Here is a 15,455-nt window from a genome sequence, read left to right on the forward strand (position 1 = left end):
GGAGACGGTTACTCGCCGTTCGCGCCCGGCGCACTCATGGATTTCGACGCGCCGTCGCTGGCCGGCGCGCCGCCCTTGAGCGAAGCCTCGTAGCCGGCATCGACACGCTGCTTGAGCTCTTTGCCGACTTTGAAAAATGGCACAGTCTTGGAAGCCACCGCGACGAGCTCGCCGGTCTTCGGGTTGCGTCCTTCGCGGGCCTGGCGGTTCTTGACGACGAAGCTGCCGAAGCCGCGGATCTCGATGCGATCCCCATGGCACAGCGCTTCGGTCATGCTTTCGAAAACAGAATTGACGATTACCTCGGCATCCCGGCGCGAATAGACGGGATAGAGGCGCACGATCTCGTCGATCAGGTCTCGCTTGGTCATCGGACGACTGCCTCCCAGTGACGACGGCCCGGACGGCGACTCAGCTTTCGTCGCCGCCACTGTCACGGCGACCCCGCCGTGCAAGCTTTTCTTGGATCATGTCGCCAAGGGTAACGCCACCGGTTCGGCCGGGCGTTTTTTCGGCATCGGCCATGTAGGCACGCATCTCTTCTTTCTCGGCCGACTGCAGCATCGACCGGATCGACAGCGAGATGCGGCGCTCGCGAATGTCGACCTGCGTCACTTCGGCCTCGAGCTCCTGGCCGACCTGGAACAGATCGCGCGGATTGTCGACGCGGTCGCGGCCGAGCTGGGAGACGTGGACGAGGCCCTCGACCCCGTCCTCGATGGCCACGAACAGGCCGAAATCGGCAATGTTGGTGATCTTGCCGTGCACCCGCGATCCGACCGGATAGCGGTCGGCCATGCGGCGCCACGGATCTTCCTCGAGCTGTTTGACGCCCAGCGACAGGCGCTCGTTCGGAATGTCGATGCCGAGGACCACGCAGTGGACCTCGTCACCTTTCTTCAGGAGCTCGGACGGATGATGGACCTTCTTGGTCCAGTGCAGGTCCGAGATGTGAACGAGGCCATCGATGCCTTCCTTGACGTTCACGAAGACACCGAAGTCGGTCACGCTGGTGACCTTGCCGGTGACCTGGGTGCCGACCGGGTGCTCGATCGGCAGCATTTCCCACGGATTCGGCGTGACCTGCTTCAGCCCGAGCGAGATCCGGCGATTTTCCGGATCGAGCGACAGGACCATGACGTCGACCTCGTCGCCGACCGTGACGATCTGCGACGGGTGCGTGACCCGGCGGGTCCACGACATCTCCGAAACGTGCACGAGGCCTTCGATGCCTTCCTCGATTTCGACGAACGCACCGTAGTCGGTCAGGCTGACCACCTTGCCGCGAACGCGGCTGCCCGGGAACAGGCGGTCGGCCACCGTCACCCACGGGTCGTCGTGAAGCTGCTTGAGACCGAGCGAGATGCGATGCGAGTTGGCGTCGTACTTGAGCACGACGACTTTCACGGTGTCGCCGGGACGGACGACCTTCGACGGATGACTGACGCGCCCCCACGACATGTCCGTCACGTGAAGAAGCCCGTCGATGCCGCCGAGATCGACGAACGCGCCGTAGTCGGTCACGTTCTTGACGGTGCCTTCGAGGATGACGCCTTCTTCGAGAATCTTGAGCGTCTCGCCGCGCACGGCTTCCTGCTCTTTTTCGAGCAGCGCCTTGCGCGAGACGACGACGTTGCCGCGAGCGCGGTTGAACTTGAGGATCGTGAACTGTCCGACTTCGCCGATGTAGCGATCGAGGCTTCGCGTCGGACGCGTGTCGACGTGCGAGCCCGGAAGGAACGCGGCCACTCCGACGTCGACCTTGAGACCGCCCTTGACGCGGCCGACGATCGTACCGGTGATCGGGGTGCCTGCGTTGAATGCGTCTTCGATGACTTTCCAGACGATGTTCTGGCGTGCGCGCTGATACGAGAGGCGCAGCTCTCCGTTGTCCCCACCGGTCGACTCGACGAATACGTCGACGTCCTGGCCTTCCTCGACGAGCATGTTGCCGTCGCGGTCGCGGAACTCCCAGGCGGGAATGATTCCTTCGGACTTGTAGCCGATGTCGACGGTGACCACTTCCTGGTCGATGGAAACGATGCGGCCTTTGACGACCTCACCCGACTGGACCGAGCGTAGGGACGCTTCGAACAGATCCGAGAAGCTCTCGGACGTACTTCCTGGCTGGCTCAGCTCATTGGCGGCCTTCTCCTGTTGCATCAAAAAACGAATCCTCCGTGGTATGACGCCCGAACGGGCATCGGCGTTAGTAACGCGGCGCCGTTGCGAGTTCAAGGCAAACCGGGAAAGTCGGAGGATTCTCGCCTACTTCGGGTGCCGGCGTTTCTCGACCTCGAAGACGATGCGCGCGACGACTTCGCGAAACGGAACATTTGTCGTGTCCATCACGATTGCGTCTTTCGCACTGGCGAGAGGAGCCACTGCACGAGTGCGATCGCGGAGATCGCGCTCGGCCATTTCCTCGGCCACACGCGCGATCGTCTCCGGCGACGCAGCCTTGGCCGCAAGCTCGAGCGATCTGCGGCTTGCTCGTTCTTTGGGCTCGGCATCGAGGAAAATTTTGAGGTCTGCATCAGGAAAGATCACCGTGCCGATGTCGCGTCCCTCGGCGACAGTGCCCGGAGGCAGGACCGCTCCCCGCTGGATCGAAATGAGCGCTTTTCGAACCGACGGACACGCCGAGCTCCGGGACGCGGCCTGACTGACTTCGGGAGTGCGGATGCGGGCCGTCACATCGGTTCCGTCGAGCTCGAAGCGTCCGTCGTGGGTCTGCCGAATCGCGAGCGATCCCGCGAGGTCGCCGAGCGCGGCGTCATCGTCCGTCGCGATGCCCTTCTCCAGCGCCGCAAGCGCAATGCAGCGGTATAGGGCGCCCGAATCGAGGTACGCGAAGCCGAGCGCCGCGGCCACGGCGCGCGCCGTAGTCGATTTGCCCGCACCGGCCGGGCCGTCGATCGCCAGAATGAACGGGCGCTCGCTGGCGGCAGCAGCGGTCATGCGCCGAGCCTCTCAAGCGTCGGAAAGAACTCGGGAAACGAAACGCCGACCGGCTCGGCGTCGTCGAGCGCGACTCCGCCGCCGGCAGCGGCCAGGGCTGCGACCACGGCCGACATCGCGATGCGGTGATCGGCGTGCGTGGCTACGGACGCGCCGCCCGACGGCCGCCCGCCGCACACGACAAGACCGTCTTCTTTTTCTTCAACTTCAATACCGAAAGCCCTGAGCAACGCAGCAGAAGTTGCGATACGATCGCTTTCCTTGACCCGCAGCTCCGCAGCGCCGGAAATCACCGATTCGCCGTCGGCGAACGCGGCGGCAACCGCCAGCAGCGGCAGCTCGTCGATGGTCGCGGGGATCTCGTCGGCTCCGATCCGGAATGCACGCAGGCCGGACGCGCGGCAGCGGATGGTCCCGACGGGCTCTCCGCCCTCGTGCCGTTCGATCCGGCAGTCGACATCAGCGCCCATGCGACGCAGCACTTCGAGAAATCCGAGACGGGTCGGATTCAGGCAGACGCCCTCCACCGTAACATCCGAGCCGGCAACCAGAGCCGCCGCCACAAGCAGGAACGACGCTGAGGACGGGTCTCCCGGAATCGCGACATCGACGCAGCGGGGAAGCGCCGGACCAAGGATCGAAGTGCGCAAACCCTCCGAAAAAACTTCGACTCCCATCGCAGCCAGCAGCTTCTCCGAATGGTCCCGGGTGGGGGCTGGCTCATTTATCTCGGTGCGGCCGTCGGCCTGCAGGCCGGCGAGCAGAGCCGCGCTCTTGAGCTGTGCACTCGCGACCGGAAGCGTCACTGCGGCGCCCCTAAGCCTGGCGCCGGTGATCTCGAGCGGTGCGTGGCCGTCGGACGTCCGGATGCGCGCGCCGAGCAGCTCGAGCGGAGCGGCCACCCGCTTCATCGGCCGGCGCGACAGCGAGTCGTCGCCGACCAGCGTCGCAACGAGGCCGTCCTGCCCCGCGAGGAGGCCGCTCAGCAGTCGCATCGTCGTGCCCGAATTTTCACAGTCGATCGTTCCCGGCCGACGCTCGAGCTTCATTGCGCGCCCGCGGATTCGGACCGTTGCCGGTCCGGCGCTTTCGATCGTCGCGCCGAGGCTCCTCATCGCGGCCATCGTCGATGCAACGTCGCGTCCGCTCGGCAGCCCGCGCACCACGGCTTCACCGTCGGCGGCCGCATTGAACATCACCGCGCGATGCGCAATCGACTTGTCGCCCGGCACGCTGACGCGACCGATCAGCGGACCGCGCGCCTTGTCGACGAAACGCGGGCTCGTCATCCGGCGATCTCCCGGCGCAGTTTCTGCGACGCCATGATGATCGTACGCATCGCGGCGTCGTCGCGATCGGCGACAGCATCGCGCAGATCGTCCCAGACCATGCTGAATTCATCCATCGCATCGACGATCGCTTCGCGGTTGAGCCGCGCGATGTCGATCCACATTGCCGCATCGCTCGACGACAACCTCGTCGTGTCGCGAAACCCGCCGGCAATCAGCTTCACGACTTCGTCGCGCATCACGGCCGCATCGGCGGTCGCGGCGAGCGCAAATGCAATCATCTGCGGAAGATGGCTCGACGTTGCCAGCACGGCGTCGTGATCGGCCGCTTCCATCACGGAAACTTCGGCTTCGACCGACGTCCAGAGATGCTGCATCTCGGCGACGAGCTCGGCCGGAGTATCCGCCTCGGGCGTCAGCACCACGCGGCGTCCGCGAAACAGATCGGCGTCGGCAGCGGCCGCGCCGGTCTCGGCTTTTCCGGCGAGCGGATGCGCACCGATGAACCTGGAAACCAGCCCGCGGCGGCGCGCCTCGGTCAGGATCGGCTGCTTGACGCTTCCGACGTCGGTGAAAACCGCAGTCTCGGGCGCGTGCTCGGCAAGCTCGTGCAGCTGTGACACCGCCGTGAAGACCGGCGTCGCGACGACCACCAGATCCGCTCCTTCCAGCGCCTTGAACGTGTCGGTGCGCGCCTCGTCGATCAGGCCTCGCTGTTCGGCAAGCTTGAGGTTCTCGATCGATCGCCCGCAGCCGACCACGTGCGAGAAGAGCCCGCGCTTCTTGCCGGCACCGCCGAGCGACGCACCGATCAGGCCGGTGCCGACGATCACGCATCGCTCGAAGCGCTCTCTCATCGCCTTGCGCCTTCGATGCCGCGGGCATCGGCCATACCGTCGTGAACCGCTTCGAGTTGTCCGCCGGCACCGTCGAGCACCGTCGCAAGCGCAGCAATCGCGCGCTCGTCTTCGGCCGGCGTGCCGAACGTGATGCGGATGTGATCCGCAAAACCGTACGCGTCCATGGGTCGTACGATCACGCCGAGACGCAGCAGCCGGTCGGTCACGTCCGCGCCGCGCCCGACCTTGACGAGCACGAAGTTCGCATGCGTCGGTACCGCTTCGAGCCCGAGACGCCCGAAGGCCGCAGCCCACCTCGCCTTGCTCTCGCGCACGAGACGCCTGGAGGCCTCGACGTGCTCGACGTCGTCGAGCGCCGCTGCGGCCGCGACCTGCGCGAGCAGATTGACGTTGAAGGGCTGGCGAAGCCTCGCCATGCCATCGATCATTTCGAACGAGCCGGCGCCGTACCCGATGCGCAGCCCGGCGAGCCCGTGAATCTTCGAGAACGTGCGCGTGACCACCAGCCCCGGATGACGCTCGAGATACGTCATGCCGTCCGGGTAGAGCTCGTCGTCAACGAACTCGAAGTACGCTTCGTCGAGCACGACGGCCACGTGGTCCGGAACGCGGGCGAGAAAACGCTCCCATTCCTGGCGTCGCACGATGGTGCCGGTCGGATTGTTCGGATTGGCAACGAAGATGACTCGCGTGCGCGGCGAGATCCGCTCGGCCATGGCGTCCAGGTCGTGCTCGAAGCCCCTTGGTGGGACGCGAACGGCGGTGGCACCGACCGCGATGGTCACGAGCGGATAGACGAGGAACGCATCCGCGGAGAACAGCACTTCGTCACCGGGCCCGGCGAGCATCCGGCAGACGAGCTCGAGGATCTCGTTCGATCCGTTGCCGAACACGAGCCGGCGGGGGTCCAGGCCAAGCTGGCCGCCCAGCTTCTCGGCGAGCACGACCGCACCGCCGTCCGGATAACGGTGGATGCCGGGAAGCGCCTGCGCGAGCGCCGCGAGCGCGAGCGGCGACGGGCCGAGCGGATTCTCGTTGGACGCGATCTTGATCGAACCGCTGATCCCCAGCTCGCGTTCGACCTCTTCGATCGGCCTCCCCGGCTTGTACGGCGTCAGCGAACGGATCCTGTCGGGAATCGGAGGTCCGGACATCCCGCGGCAATACCGCGAATTTCCCTCTGACTCGAACGGGAGCTACCCACAGGTCGACCTGTGACGTACGGAACAGCCGATAGAAACGTACGGAACAGCCGCTCGTGACGTACGGAACAGCCGCTCGTGACGTACGGAACGGCCGCTCGTGACGTGACGTACGGAACGGCCGACAGACACGTACGGAACAGCCGATGGATACGAACGCAGCGGCTGCCAGGAACATGCTGGGAACAGCCTGCGGTTGCGCTTGCAGCGTTGTTTCTTGAAACAGTGCGGACGATCGCACAAGAGATTGCACGCGGGCACGGCAACGACTTACGCGCGTGACCGGCAAACGACCAGATTGCAGCAGAAGGAGGATCGAGCGTCATGGCCAAAGGTGTCGAGAAGAAAGCGACGAACAACAAGACCAAGCTGAGCATCAAGGAGAAGCAGGCCAAGAAGAAAGAGAAGCAGGCAGCCAAGGGCAAATAGCCTCTCCGCAAGTTCCCTCCAGCGAGTGAATGCCCAGTTGCGCGCCGCGTGCTGCCGCGCAATCGCGCACTCTTGCGTTCCAGCGACTTGGATGTCTACGACGGTTGCGGAAAACGCCGTGACCGCACCACCTGCCAAGACGTCCGCGCAAAAACTCGCTGCGCTTCGCGAGGCTTTCGTCGAAGAGCCCGAGGCCACCGGCCAGCCCGCGGTCGACGAGCGTACTCGCTCCAACATGGAGGTCTTCTTCCTCGGCGGCCTCTTCGTGCTGGCGCTGCTGGCCGCACTCGATGCGGCCAGCGCGGTCGTATTGCCGACCGTGCTTGCGTTCATGCTCAAGCTGCTGCTGCAGCCGACGGTCCGCGTGCTCGAGCGGGTACGTATTCCGCGCCGCATCGGTGCGCTCTTCGTAATGTTCGCGGCAGCAGGCGTTCTTGGAGGACTGGTCACCGCGCTGTCGGTCCCGGCGGCTGCATGGACGGCACGCCTGCCGCAGGTCGTTCCGCGCGTCGAAGCCCAGATGGTGGCGCTCACGCGGCCGATCGGCGCGCTGCAGAAATTCATCCAGCGCGCCGAGCAGGCCGGCGGTGCGGCCCCCAAAGCACAGCCCGTCGCCGTCGTGAACGATTCCAGCCTGGGCAGTACGCTGTTCGAAGGCACCAGGGTCGTGCTCGACGGCATCGTTACGACGATTGTGGTCCTTTATTTCCTGCTGGTCGCCGGAGACACGTTCCTCCGGCGTCTGGTCGAGCTGCTGCCGAAGTTCAGCGACAAGAAGCACGCGGTCGAGATCTCCCAGCAGATCGAAGCCGACATCTCGGCCTATCTGGTCACGATCACGGTCATGAATGCGGGCGTCGGAGTCGCTACGGCCGTGACGATGTGGGCGTGCGGACTGGGCGATCCCGTGCTGTGGGGAGCAGTGGCGTTCCTGCTCAACTACATTCCGATCGTCGGTCCGCTCGTGGCGACCGTCATGTTCTTCGTCGCCGGCCTCGTGATCTTCGACGATGCGTACTCGGCGTTCCTGCCGCCCGCCGTCTACTTCGTCATCCATCTGATCGAAGGCGAAACGCTGACGCCGATGCTGGTCGCGCGCCGCTTCACGCTGAACCCCGTGCTGGTGATCCTGTCGATCGTGTTCTGGTTCTGGATGTGGGGAGTTCCCGGCGTCGTGCTCGCGGTGCCGATGCTCGCGATCGCCAAGATCATCTGCGACGGCGTGCGCCCGCTGATGCCGCTCGGGCATTTCCTGGGCGGATAGCGACCGATACTCCGGGCGCCACGGGACGTTCTAGTCCCAGTGGATTCCGTCGGCCGAGTTCAGGATGCGTCCTCCGATTCCGACGACGACGAAGATCCCCTCGCCATATGTCACGCTCTGGAGATGCCGGTCGGTGGTCGAATCGGTGGGGTAAAAGCTCAGCTCCGCGGTCGACGTCAGGATCGTGCCGGTATCACCGACGGCCACGTAGCGACCGCCTCCGTACTCGACGTCGCGCAGGGTTTCGCCGAGCGGCGGCTCGACCAGCGACCAGTCCACACCGTTCGGCGACGAGACGATGACGCCGTCGCGGCCGACCGCAAGAAAGCGGCCGCCGCCGTATCCCACGCCGAACAGGTCCTCACCGGTTGCGGAATTGCGCACTGCCCAGTGGCTGCCGTCCTGCGACGTCAGGATCGTCCCGCCATCGCCTACCGCGACGAAGCGATCCTCTCCGAATGCGACGTCCTGGAGGTTGCGCGAAACCGGGCTGTCTTCGGAATCCCACGCTCCGGCATTCGGCGAAGTGAAAATGTTTCCCTCGTCGCCGACCACGACGAACGTCCCGTTCCCATACGTAACGCCGCGCAGGATGTGGCTGGTGGTGAGAAAGTCGATGAACCAGTGCGACGAATCGTCCGACGTGGCGACTACGCCGCCGCTGCCGACCGTGACCCATTCGCCTTCGCCGAACACGACGGACTGGAACGTTCCCTCGCCGTCGGAAGCCTGCTCGCGGAAGTCGTGGCCGTCGGTCGAATTGGCGATCGAGTAATGCTGCCCGGACGCAACGAAGACTCCGTCCGCGAACGAGACGGCGAACAGGTCGGGCGGCCAGTCGTCGCTGAACGGGTCATCGTCTCCGCCGCAGGCGAAGAGCTGGAAAGCCAGTACTGCAAGGAATGCGGAGCGTGCGAGCTTCATTGGCTACCCCCGGATGCGGGGCGGACTATCGTCTATTTCGTGGCGTACTCCAAATTTTTTCCGGTACGCGGCGAACAAAGGTTCGACACCGTCGGCATCGAGACCGAAGTCCGCGAGCCGGTAGCGATGCTGCCCGTGTTTGTGTTGTGGATTACGTTTCTTCGTCGCGATCATGCTTCGCTCGGCGTCCGGGGTCAGCCGAAGCCCCAGGCCCGCGTACAGCTCCCCGACCGTGCGGACCGGGTCGTCGATCAAGTCGTAATACGACACGTCGAGAAATCCTTCGTCGCGGGCCTGTTCGCGAACAGCCATGCTGCGCGCCAGCAGCCGGCCGATCTTGCGCGACCAGTGGTCGCCGACTTCCGCCCGTGGAACGTCGTCGCTGAACACTCCACGCCCGTGCCAGACCATGCTGCAGAACGACGCGAGCGTGCGGGCCGGGTCGCGGTGCGTCTGCACGATCTGCACACCGGGAAACACCCTGCGCAGCACGTCGAAGTATTCGAGATGGTGCGGGGTCTTCAGCACGAACCGCGACGGACCGTGGTGGTGCGCAAGTATCGCGAGCAGCGTGCGGAAATCCTCGTATGCCGCCGTGTGGTCCTGGGTTTCGAGCCAGCTCGCATAAGTCGGCACGTGAAGCGTGGCTTCGGGGGTCGTGCTCATGAACGTGCAGTCGAGCAGCAGGACGTCCTCTTCGGGAGCCGACGCTTCGACCGGATGGATCGCGAAGAACGCAGGCGCCATGTAGGCGAGCGCACGCTCACTCGCCCTGGCCTTGGCATATCGCGTGTCGACCTTCAGGCGGCCGCCGGAAGGAATGGGCGCCATTCCCTCCCACGACAACACGGCTCGAAGACGCGGATCGCTCGCGAGCAGCCGATGCAGCATCGTCGTGCCGGTGCGCTGGAGCCCGGCGATGACGACGGGCGGCGGCAGCTGCGACTGCAGAATCTGCGGGTGGCGAACGACGTAGTCGCGCATGCGCAGCCGCGTCGCGAGCGCCGCGACCAGGCGCGCCTTCGTGATCAGACGTCCGACGGTGTGCAGCCGCGCCTCGCTCTCGAGCGAATCGAGCAGCACGGCCAGCGGCACGCGAAAGCGTTCGTCCCCGAAATCGCTGAGCCCGGTGCTGCGCCGCGCCGCACGGATGAGCTCGTCCTCCGACCAGCGGCCGGCGCCTACGCCAAGCCCGCGCAGCCGCTCTCCGATCGAATTGACGAGCCGGATCGCACGCGGTCGATACGGCCGTGCACGATCGAAGTCTGCCGTGGTCATCGCTGCGGCAGTCGCTCGAGGTCCGCGAGCTTGACGACGCGCGTCTCGGGAACGGGATTGACCTCGGCGCGCACCCATCGAAAGCACATCGTGCCGAACGTGTGGCCGGCGGTCTCGAGCCAGTTGTCGACGTGAGCTCCCGGATTGCGAGCCGTAACCACGATGCGAAGGCTGCCGTCGGCCTCGAGCTTTGCGCTCGCCTTGTTCAGCGTGATCCTGTGGTAGCGGTAGTCGAGTGATTCCATCCAGTAGTTGTTGAGCTGGAAGTTCCAGTACTCGCAGTCGGGCGGCGTGGTCTCGATGACGAGCGCTTCATCATCGGCCAGCTCCCAGTAGCTGTGGTAGTACGCGATGTTCGGATCGCCGCCGAACATCCGCGACAGATCCGGATCGAAACGCGGCAGCGCGTTGGCGTGAGCACGAAACCCGTCGGCCCAGCCCGGGAAGATCATCGCACACGCTCCGACCAGGCTCGCGGCGCTCGCGAGGCCGCTGTCGATCGCATCCGCCGTAAGCGCGGGAGGTGCGGCCGGTCCCTCGATGCGTTCGAGCGTGAGCTCGGCGCGCGTCTCCTTCGAACGATCGAGAAAAGTCTGGCGGATGATCAGCGTTCCATAGCCGTCGCCGAGCGGCAGCCAGTTTCCGGGCCGCCTGTCGCGGCTCAGGATGAGCTCGAGCGATCCGTCGCCGGCGATGACGAGATCCTTCGCTTCGAGAAAACCGGCCGGCGGCATGCCGCCGCCCTGGCCGTAGTGTCCGACCTGCGTCGCGATGCTCAGGTACGGAACCGTGCCGCGCGTGCCGTGCAGCCGGTAGACGCAGTCGCCGTGAACAGGCGCGTTCTCGTACCAGTTGTCGGGATTGTCGGCGCCCATCTTGACGGTCTCATGGACGGCCCGCCGCAGTACCGGCGCCATCGGATCGGCAAACTCGACGAATGTCTCGAGCGCCGCGCGCACCAGGCGCGTCAGATAACGCGTACCCTCCGCGCGGCTGAACGGATCGCTTGCCGCGTCCGCCGCGAAGATCGGATCGCCGGCGCTCTTCAGCCGGTCGCAGAACTCACGCCAGCTTTCACCGGAGACGATTCGTCTCTCGGGTTCGGAGACTGCGGGCCCGGACGATGCGCTTCCGGAGGTTGTGGATTCGGTCATCGCGTTTTCCCTTCGCGGTTTCGGCACGATGCAAGGAGCGTTCGGCTCTTCTCGTAGAGTGCGTCACCCTTGGCGACGTCGAGGCATTCGTCGTCCGGCGGTTTCTCTTCGAGCACGTGAAGGTAGCTGCCGGTTTCGCCGTCGAGCCGGCGCGCCCCGGCCAGATACACGACCGGCGCCGCCGCGTCCTCCGGCGAACGGAAGAACGCCCGCATCACCGGACGCAGCAGCGGCTTCATCCAGGCCGGCGCTTCGCGCGCAATGTCGCTGTTGATCGGACCCGGGCAGCACGCGTGCACCGACGCGAGAGGTCCGAGGCGTCGCGCGAGATGCGCGGCGTACGTGCTCAGCAGCAGCTTCGAATAACCGTAGACCCGCATCCCCGTCATCGCTCCGAACGGACGGAATGCTCCGAGACCGGCAAGATCGATCGGACCCGCGCCGCGATGCGATTCGCTCGTGACGAACACGATTCGCGGCGGCGCGTCGGCCGACGGCACGACGACGCCCGCGTCGAGCAGCCCCTCGACGAGCGCAACGTTGGCGAGATAGTTGACGCCGAACATCAGCTCGAAGCCCTGCGCGGTCGGCCTGGCCGCCCGCGGAACCACGCCGGCATTGAGCACCACGATGTCGAGCTTCCTGCCTTCGCTCACGAGCCCGGCGATCAGGCGGTCGACGCTCGCCAGATCGGCAAGGTCGACGTGGCGCGTCTCGACCTGATCCGAGCCGCTCTCGCGCGCAATCCGGGCCGCGGCTTCGGTGATCCCGGAACGGCACGCGAGCACCACGCGCGCGCCTCGCTCGGCGAGACGTGTCGCGACGGCGCGTCCGAGCCCGCGATTGGCGCCGGTGATCAGTGCGACGCGGCCGTCGAGACGCTCGCCTTCGGCGAGCGGTACGATCGAGCTGGATGGCGCGCGCATCTGCCACAGGCCCTGCAGCGTCGCCGAGACCGGGTTCTTCATGCTCCTGTCAATCGTTGCCGCGCAGCGTGAAGTAAAACGTCGCTCCGTGGCCGGGGCTGCCCTCGGCCCAGATGCGGCCGCCATGCCGGCGTACGATCCGCTCGCAAATGGCGAGCCCCATCCCCTCGCCTTCGAATTCGGCGGTATGGTGAAGCCGCTCGAACGCGTGGAACAGCCGCCGGGTATGGTCCATGTCGAAGCCGGCTCCGTTGTCGCGAACGAAGATCGCGCCTTCCCGGCGGCCCATTTCGATCCGGGCCGCTTCGGTCTGACGCGTGAACTTCCATGCGTTGGCGACGAGCTCGCGCAGCAGATTGCGCACGAGCTCGGCGTCGCAGTCCTCGGACAATCCCGGAGCGATCGCGAACTCGACCTGGCGTCCGGGCTCGCTGCGCACGAGGTCGTCACAGATGGCGGCGGCGCAGCCCGACAAGTCGACCACGCGGCGCTCGAGCGGACGCACCGCGATGCGCGACAGTGCGAGCAGCGAGTCGACCATGCGCCACATGCGCGAGGTCGCCGTTCGCACCTTGTCCAGGCGATCGTGATGGTCGCCGCCGGCCAGATTGCCGAGGTCCTCCTCGAGAAGCCTCGTATAGCCTTCGATGTGGCGAAGCGGCTGACGCAGATCGTGGGAGATCGCGCGAGTGACGGCGCGCTGATCGGCGAGCGCATCCTCGAGCTCGGCCGTGCGCGCCAGCACCTTGGCCTCGAGCTGTTCGTTGAGGGAACGATTGCGCTCTTCGGCGGCGCGAAGCGCCAGGTTCTCGCGAACGGCCCGGTCGTATGCGGAGCGGGCCTGATACGCGACGAACAGCGACAGCAGCGCACCGGCGCCATCGTTGATCAGCACGAGCAGCACCGGATCGGCTCTGCCCGGCGTTCCGACGATTGCCACGACGGCCACGAGCAGCACCGCACAGACCGCACAGACTGTCGCCTGCCACGTCACGCCCCACGGCAGCACAGCCGCCGTCATCAGCATGAGGATGATATGCAGCGAAACGGTGACCGAAATGTCGTGGCGAAGCACGCCGCCGACCGCTGCAAGCGCGGCGATTCCCGACGCGAGCAGCAGCGCGGCGGGCAGCTGGTACGCCGCAAACCTAGGCTGGTAGGTCGCCACGAGGAACGCCGTCAGAACCCCGAGCGCGGTCATGCGCAGCGCGACGAAAGGAACGATCGAGCCGCTGCGGACAGTCGGATTTCCGAGGATGAACATCACGACGATGCCGATCGTCGCGAGCGCCAGCAGACGCAGCCGGATGGTCAGAGTGCGGCTGCGTTCCGCAGCCACGGCCTCTTCCAGCCGGCCTGCATGGCCACCGGATTCCATGATCGTAGTCGTAGCCAGACCCCCCGATGCAGTTTCCCGTTTCGCCGGGGCTCCGGCAACCGGGCACTTCTTCGTGAGATGGAAGTTGAAATTCCGGGGAGCCGGCGCTCGTAATTCCCGGCTCCGGGGCGGAAACCGTCGCTGTGGCCGAAGACACTGCCTTGTTCTCAAAGAATGCCCCCGGCTCTTCGTCGAGCAATCCCAGGTCTGCCGGGAGCCTGCCGCGCTGGCTCGGGTTCGACGAAAAGCCGGCACCGGCTTCTTCGAGCTATCACCTCGCGCGATTTCTCATCCTTCGCCTGCTCGGCCTGATCTACCTGACAGCGTTCGCGATCGTCCTGCTGCAGGGTCTTCCGCTGCTCGGCGAGCACGGGCTCCTTCCGATTTCGGATTTCACGGCACGAGTCGCTGCCCGGCTCGGTTCACGGCTCGATGCGTTCGAGCGACTGCCGAGTCTGTTCTGGTTTGCTTCGAGCGACTCGGTGCTGCTGGCCGGCGCGTGGTACGGGATGCTGCTCTCCCTGTTCGTGCTGTGCGGAGGCACCAACGCCGTCGTGATGGCCCTCTTGTGGGCACTGTACATGTCCTACGTGCACGTCGGCCAGGACTGGTACGGATACGGCTGGGAAATCCAGCTTCTGGAGACGGGGTTCCTCGCGATTTTCCTGTGCCCTGTCCTGTCGTGGAGACCGTTTCCCGCGCATCGTCCGCCGCCGATCGTGATCGGTCTGCTGCGATGGCTGATCTTCCGCATCATGGTCGGCGCCGGGCTCATCAAGCTGCGCGGGGACTCCTGCTGGAGAGACCTGACGTGCCTTCGCTACCACTACGAAACCCAGCCCGTGCCCAATCCGTTTTCGCGCGTGCTGCACTTTGCACCGGCGTGGGTCGCGACGCTCGGAGCGTTGTTCAATCACATCACCGAGATCGGCGCTCCGTGGCTGATGCTGATGGGCCGCGCCGCCACACGCGCCGCGGGCATGCTGTTCATCACGTTCCAGGTCGTCCTCATCGCAAGCGGCAACCTCTCGTTCCTGAACTGGCTGACCATCGTCCCTGCGCTCGCGTGCTTCGACGATGCGTTCCTCGCGTGGTGGCTGCCGCGTCCGATGCTTCGCGTCGCGCGCGAAGCCGAAGAGGCCGCGGCGCTCGATATCTCGTACCGATCGCATGAGCGGCGGATCGCGCGCGCAGTGCCGGTCGCGATCGTCGCGGCGACGGTCGCTCTGCTGTCGGTGCCGGTCGTGCGCAACCTCGTCTCCGGGCATCAGGTCATGAACACGTCGTTCAATCCGCTCGACCTCGTCAATACGTACGGTGCGTTCGGCAGCGTCGGCCGTGAGCGCCGCGAGATCGTCTTCGAGGGCACGACCGGCAATCCGTCCGACGAACACACGACCTGGAGGGAGTATCACTTCCACTGCGCGCCGACCGATCCGGCGCGGCGGCCGTGCGTCATCTCGCCCTACCATTATCGTCTCGACTGGCAGATCTGGTTCGCCGCAATGGCGGCACCGGGTGACTATCCGTGGACGATGCGTTTCGTCTGGAAGCTGCTGCACAACGATCCGCTCGCTCTGTCGCTGCTTCCCGACAATCCTTTTCCGACCGGCCCGCCGCGCTACATTCGCGCGCGCCTTTACACGTACCGTTTCGCTCCTGCCGATTCGGGCCGCTGGTGGGATCGCGAGCTGATCGGCGACTGGATTCCACCGGTGTCGATTGAGGACCAGCGCCTCCGGTCGTTTCTCAGAGCCTACGGCTGGCTGCCCACAGCCGCACAGTAGAGG

General features: G+C 65.6%; 13 protein-coding genes. 2 read left to right on the forward strand and 11 right to left on the reverse strand.

Annotated features, from left to right (window positions below; genetic code table 11):
• Nucleotides 1–8: 8 nt before the first annotated feature.
• The 6 genes from VN634_14020 to hisC all read right to left on the reverse strand — a co-directional run bounded on the left by VN634_14020 (nucleotide 9) and on the right by hisC (nucleotide 6,264).
• Nucleotides 9–371, reverse strand: a complete 363-nt coding sequence (locus VN634_14020) for an integration host factor subunit beta (protein ID HXC52000.1) — start codon at nucleotides 369–371, stop codon at nucleotides 9–11.
• 40 nt (nucleotides 372–411) lie between these two features.
• Nucleotides 412–2,163 (reverse strand): 30S ribosomal protein S1, encoded by a 1,752-nt coding sequence (locus tag VN634_14025; GenBank protein ID HXC52001.1) that lies wholly within the window; start codon nucleotides 2,161–2,163, stop codon nucleotides 412–414.
• A 105-nt stretch (nucleotides 2,164–2,268) separates the two neighbouring features.
• Nucleotides 2,269–2,961 (reverse strand): (d)CMP kinase, encoded by a 693-nt coding sequence (gene cmk, locus VN634_14030; protein ID HXC52002.1) that lies wholly within the window; start codon nucleotides 2,959–2,961, stop codon nucleotides 2,269–2,271.
• Nucleotides 2,958–4,250 carry a 3-phosphoshikimate 1-carboxyvinyltransferase gene (gene aroA / locus VN634_14035; GenBank protein HXC52003.1) on the reverse strand — a complete coding sequence of 431 codons (1,293 nt, stop codon included), beginning with the start codon at nucleotides 4,248–4,250 and terminating at the stop codon, nucleotides 2,958–2,960. The genes cmk and aroA overlap by 4 nt, the downstream gene beginning before the upstream one ends.
• Nucleotides 4,247–5,107: a prephenate dehydrogenase/arogenate dehydrogenase family protein gene (locus tag VN634_14040; protein ID HXC52004.1), complete on the reverse strand. Its 861-nt coding sequence runs from the start codon at nucleotides 5,105–5,107 to the stop codon at nucleotides 4,247–4,249. Before VN634_14040 ends, aroA begins: the two co-directional genes overlap by 4 nt.
• Nucleotides 5,104–6,264, reverse strand: a complete 1,161-nt coding sequence (gene hisC, locus VN634_14045) for a histidinol-phosphate transaminase (protein ID HXC52005.1) — start codon at nucleotides 6,262–6,264, stop codon at nucleotides 5,104–5,106. The genes VN634_14040 and hisC overlap by 4 nt, the downstream gene beginning before the upstream one ends.
• Nucleotides 6,265–6,859: 595 nt before the next feature.
• Here hisC and VN634_14050 point away from each other — a divergent pair.
• Nucleotides 6,860–8,005 (forward strand): AI-2E family transporter, encoded by a 1,146-nt coding sequence (locus VN634_14050; protein ID HXC52006.1) that lies wholly within the window; start codon nucleotides 6,860–6,862, stop codon nucleotides 8,003–8,005.
• 30 nt (nucleotides 8,006–8,035) lie between these two features.
• Here VN634_14050 and VN634_14055 read toward each other — a convergent pair whose 3' ends face one another.
• Genes VN634_14055 through VN634_14075 form a run of 5 tightly spaced genes read right to left on the reverse strand, consistent with a single transcriptional unit; the run spans nucleotide 8,036 to nucleotide 13,626 of the window.
• Complete coding sequence (locus VN634_14055) at nucleotides 8,036–8,929, reverse strand: hypothetical protein (protein HXC52007.1); 894 nt, start codon at nucleotides 8,927–8,929, stop codon at nucleotides 8,036–8,038.
• A 3-nt stretch (nucleotides 8,930–8,932) separates the two neighbouring features.
• Nucleotides 8,933–10,207 (reverse strand): sulfotransferase, encoded by a 1,275-nt coding sequence (locus VN634_14060; protein ID HXC52008.1) that lies wholly within the window; start codon nucleotides 10,205–10,207, stop codon nucleotides 8,933–8,935.
• Nucleotides 10,204–11,361 carry a DUF1214 domain-containing protein gene (locus VN634_14065; protein ID HXC52009.1) on the reverse strand — a complete coding sequence of 386 codons (1,158 nt, stop codon included), beginning with the start codon at nucleotides 11,359–11,361 and terminating at the stop codon, nucleotides 10,204–10,206. The genes VN634_14060 and VN634_14065 overlap by 4 nt, the downstream gene beginning before the upstream one ends.
• Entirely contained in the window at nucleotides 11,358–12,329 is a 972-nt protein-coding gene (locus tag VN634_14070; protein ID HXC52010.1) for an SDR family NAD(P)-dependent oxidoreductase, read from the reverse strand. Before VN634_14070 ends, VN634_14065 begins: the two co-directional genes overlap by 4 nt.
• 7 nt (nucleotides 12,330–12,336) lie before the next feature.
• Complete coding sequence (locus VN634_14075) at nucleotides 12,337–13,626, reverse strand: ATP-binding protein (GenBank protein HXC52011.1); 1,290 nt, start codon at nucleotides 13,624–13,626, stop codon at nucleotides 12,337–12,339.
• Between the two features lie 182 nt (nucleotides 13,627–13,808).
• On the opposite strand from VN634_14075, the gene VN634_14080 reads away from it, so the two are divergent.
• Nucleotides 13,809–15,452, forward strand: coding sequence for a lipase maturation factor family protein (locus tag VN634_14080; GenBank protein HXC52012.1), 1,644 nt, complete (start codon nucleotides 13,809–13,811; stop codon nucleotides 15,450–15,452).
• The last annotated feature ends 3 nt before the right edge of the window (nucleotides 15,453–15,455 follow it).

The sequence above is a fragment of the Candidatus Limnocylindrales bacterium genome, assembly GCA_035571835.1.
Taxonomy (GTDB): Bacteria; Desulfobacterota; Binatia; order UBA1149; family CAITLU01; genus DATNBU01.